This is a genomic window from Tardiphaga sp. (assembly GCF_025356345.1).
Classification (GTDB): domain Bacteria; phylum Pseudomonadota; class Alphaproteobacteria; order Rhizobiales; family Xanthobacteraceae; genus Tardiphaga.
The window spans coordinates 1-3,654 of the sequence record NZ_JANXTC010000026.1 but is presented as its reverse complement, the minus strand read 5'-3'; the positions used below and the strand labels follow the sequence as shown (position 1 = coordinate 3,654).

At 66.6% G+C, this 3,654-nt stretch carries 2 protein-coding genes and 1 pseudogene; all 3 read left to right on the top strand.

Annotated features, from left to right (window positions below; translation table 11 throughout):
• A pseudogene (locus Q0S16_RS01255) lies at nt 1–389 on the top strand (helix-hairpin-helix domain-containing protein); the annotation flags it as partial.
• Nucleotides 390–406: 17 nt separating this feature from the next.
• Nucleotides 407–1,111 (top strand): RNA-binding protein, encoded by a 705-nt coding sequence (locus Q0S16_RS01250; protein WP_295844148.1) that lies wholly within the window; start codon nt 407–409, stop codon nt 1,109–1,111.
• Between the two features lie 90 nt (nt 1,112–1,201).
• A partial coding sequence (infB, locus tag Q0S16_RS01245) for a translation initiation factor IF-2 (protein ID WP_295844146.1) occupies nt 1,202–3,654 on the top strand: 2,453 nt, incomplete at its 3' end.

Here is a 3,654-nt window from a genome sequence, read left to right as displayed (position 1 = left end):
ACGACGAGACCGCCGCCGAGCTGCAAAGCCGCGCGCGGGAGTACCTTGAACAGCTCGAATCAGAGCTTGAAAACAAATGTAAGGAACTAGGTGTGGAAGACGCATTGAAAGAGGTACCGGGCGTGACCCTCAAGATGATGGTCAAGTTCGGCGAAAACGAAATCAAGACCGTCGAGGATCTGGCGGGTTGCGCCACCGACGATCTGGTGGGTTGGACCGAACGCAAGGAAGGCTCCGAGCCGACCAAGCACCCGGGCATTCTCGACGCGTCCGAGATCTCACGTGAGGACGCCGAACGTCTGATCATGCAGGCGCGTGTCGTGGCCGGCTGGATCACCCAGGCCGACCTCGATAAGGACGCCGCCGTCGACGCCACCGAAGAAGTATAAGGACCGATGCCACGCGCATGCTCGCCCCCGATGACCCCGCAGATCTTGACAACGGCCCCCGGAGCACCAAATCCGGGACTGAGCGGATGTGCGCGGTCTCGCGGAGCGTGCGCCCGATCGATGAGCTGATCCGCTTCGTCGTCGCGCCCACGGGCGAGGCGATTCCGGATCTGAAGCGCAAGCTTCCCGGCCGCGGCCTGTGGGTCTCGGCCAACCGCAAGGCGGTAACCGAGGCCGCCAAACGGAATGTTTTCGCCAAGGGCTTCAAGAAGAACGTCAAGGCTTCGCCTACCCTGGCCGACGACACCGACAAATTGATGGTTCGCGGCGTCATCGAGGCGCTGGCGATGGCCGGGAAGGCCGGAGTCATCATCTCCGGCTTCACCAAGGTCGAGGATGTTCTGAAGCGGGGCGACGCCCAGGCCCTGATCCACGCCTCCGACGGCGCGGCCGACGGAATCCGCAAACTGGACGGGACGGCCCGGCAAGCCGCCGAATTCAACGAAAATCCGCGCCCGCTGCCGATTATTACGGTATTGAGCTGTGATGAATTGGATTTGGCATTAGGCCGGTCAAATGTGATACATGCTGCCGTGCTAACAGGCCCGGCGGGCAAAACGTTCCTGTCACGCAGCCAGACACTGGTCCAATACCGGATGGCTGACGACGACGGCAACGCAAGCGCCAAAGCTTCTGTGAAACAGGATTTGGCCTCGCCCTGACAAGATTTGCCGGCAACGGCATTGCTGACCGAGAAATCGCTTAAAAAGACTGTGCGGACGCGCACACCGTAACAAGATTAGGACTGCTGAATGGTCGATACGAAAACGCCTGGCGACAAGACACTGAGTGTTCCGAGCAAGACCTTGACGCTGAAGCCGCGCGTCGAGCAGGGCACCGTGCGCCAGAGCTTCAGCCATGGACGTACCAACGTCGTGGTGGTGGAAAAGCGCGGCAAGCGCCGGATGGCCGCTGACGTGCCGCCGGCCGCCCCGATCGTGGCGCCGGTAGCCGCGGCGCCCGCGCCGGTCCCGGTTGCCCCCCCGGCTCCCGCCCCCGTCGCGGCAGCTCCGGCGCCCGTCGTCGCGGCCCCCACTCCGGCACTGACCCCGGCTCCGGTCGCAGCGACCCCGGCGCCGGTCGCGCCGGTCGCCGCCGCGCCTGTCGTCGTTACCCCGCCACGTCCCGTTGCGCCGGTTGCGCCGCCCCGTCCGGCCGCGACCGCCGCGCCGACGCGGCAGGCTGCGCCGCCGACCCGGAACGCGCCGCCGTCACGTCCCGCCCCGCCGTCCCGCCCGCCGCAGCGTTCCTCCGGACCGCAGACCCGCAGCGGTTCCGGCGTGGTGCTGCGCACCTTGACCGAGGAAGAGAAGAACGCCCGCGCCAGCGCGCTGGCCGATGCGCGCGTGCGCGACATCGAGGAGCGCCGTCTCGCCGAGATCGAAGTGGCCCGCCGTAATTCCAAGGAAGGCATTGCCCAGGCCGAGCGCGAAGCCGCCGAAGCCCGCAAGAAGGCCGAGGACGAGCGTCACCGCATCGAGGAAGAGGTCAAGGCCAAGGCTGAGCGCGAAGCCAAGAAGCGTCAGGCCGAAGCCGATGTGAAGGCCGCCGCCGCCGCCAAGGCCGCCGGCCTGCCGCCGCCGCGCGCGCCCGGCGTCGCCGCCGATGCGACCGACGAGGACGAAGGTCCGCGCACCATTCGACGTGGTCCCGGCGGCGTCGCCCGCCCGGTGATGGCCGCCAAGCCGACCGCCAAGCCGGCCCCCGCCAAGCAGCGCGGCCGCCTGACGCTGGTCACCGCTCTGTCGGCCGACGACGTCCGCGAGCGCTCGATCGCCTCGTTCCGTCGCCGCACCCAGCGCCTCAAGGGACACCAGTCCAATGAGCCGAAGGAAAAGCTGATCCGCGAAGTCATCATTCCGGAAGCGATCACCATCCAGGAGCTCGCCAACCGCATGGCGGAGCGCGCCGTGGACGTGATCCGGATGCTGATGAAGCAGGGCCAGATGGTCAAGATCACCGATGTGATCGACGCCGACACCGCCCAGCTGATCGCCGAGGAGCTCGGCCACACCGTCAAGCGCGTGGCTGAATCCGACGTCGAAGAAGGCCTGTTCGACAAGGTCGACAATTCCACCGACGTCGAGCCGCGGTCGCCCGTCGTCACGGTCATGGGCCATGTCGATCACGGCAAGACCTCGCTGCTCGACGCGCTGCGTCACGCCAATGTGGTGTCCGGTGAAGCCGGCGGCATCACCCAGCACATCGGCGCCTATCAGGTCGTCTCGCCCGAGAGCGGCAAGACGATCACCTTCATCGACACCCCGGGCCACGCCGCGTTCACCGCGATGCGCGCCCGCGGCGCCAAGGTCACCGACATCGTGATCCTGGTCGTCGCCGCCGATGACGGCGTCATGCCGCAGACCATCGAGGCCATCAACCACGCCAAGGCGGCGGGTGTGCCGATGATCGTGGCGATCAACAAGATGGACAAGCCCGACGCCAAGGCCGAGCGCGTCCGCACCGAGCTGTTGCAATATGACGTTCAGGTCGAATCCTTCGGCGGCGACGTCGTCGACGTCGAAGTATCCGCCAAGAACAAGACCAACCTCGACAAGCTGCTGGAAATGATCGCGCTGCAGGCCGACATCCTTGACCTGAAGACCAATACCGACCGTCCGGCCGAAGGTACCGTGATCGAAGCCAAGCTCGATCGCGGCCGTGGTCCGGTCGCCACCGTGCTGGTTCAGCGCGGCACCCTGCGCGTAGGCGACATCATCGTCGCCGGCGCCGAAATGGGCCGTGTTCGCGCGCTGATTTCCGATCAGGGCGTGCAGATGACCGATGCCGGTCCCTCGGTGCCGGTCGAAGTGCTCGGCTTCAACGGTCCGCCGGAAGCCGGTGATCGTGTCGCCGTGGTCGAGAGCGAAGCCCGCGCCCGCGAAGTCACCGCCTACCGTGCGCATCAGAAGCGCGAGAAGTCCGCCTCGGCCATTTCCGGCATGCGCGGCTCGCTCGAGCAGATGATGAGCCAGCTCAAGACCACCGGCCGCAAGGACTTCCCGCTGATCATCAAGGCCGACGTGCAGGGCTCGCTGGAAGCGATCCTGGGCTCGCTGGAGAAGCTCGGCACCGACGAAGTCACCGCGCGCATCCTGCATGCGGGCGTCGGCGGCATCAGCGAATCCGACGTCACGCTGGCGGAAGGCTTCAACGCCGCCATCATCGGCTTCAACGTTCGCGCCCACAAGGAAGCCGCCGCCGC

What these genes read in the sequence shown, in the direction of transcription:
- Q0S16_RS01250 (WP_295844148.1), top strand. Translation starts at nt 407, where the DNA reads ATGCTCGCCCCCGATGACCCCGCAGATCTTGACAACGGCCCCCGGAGC.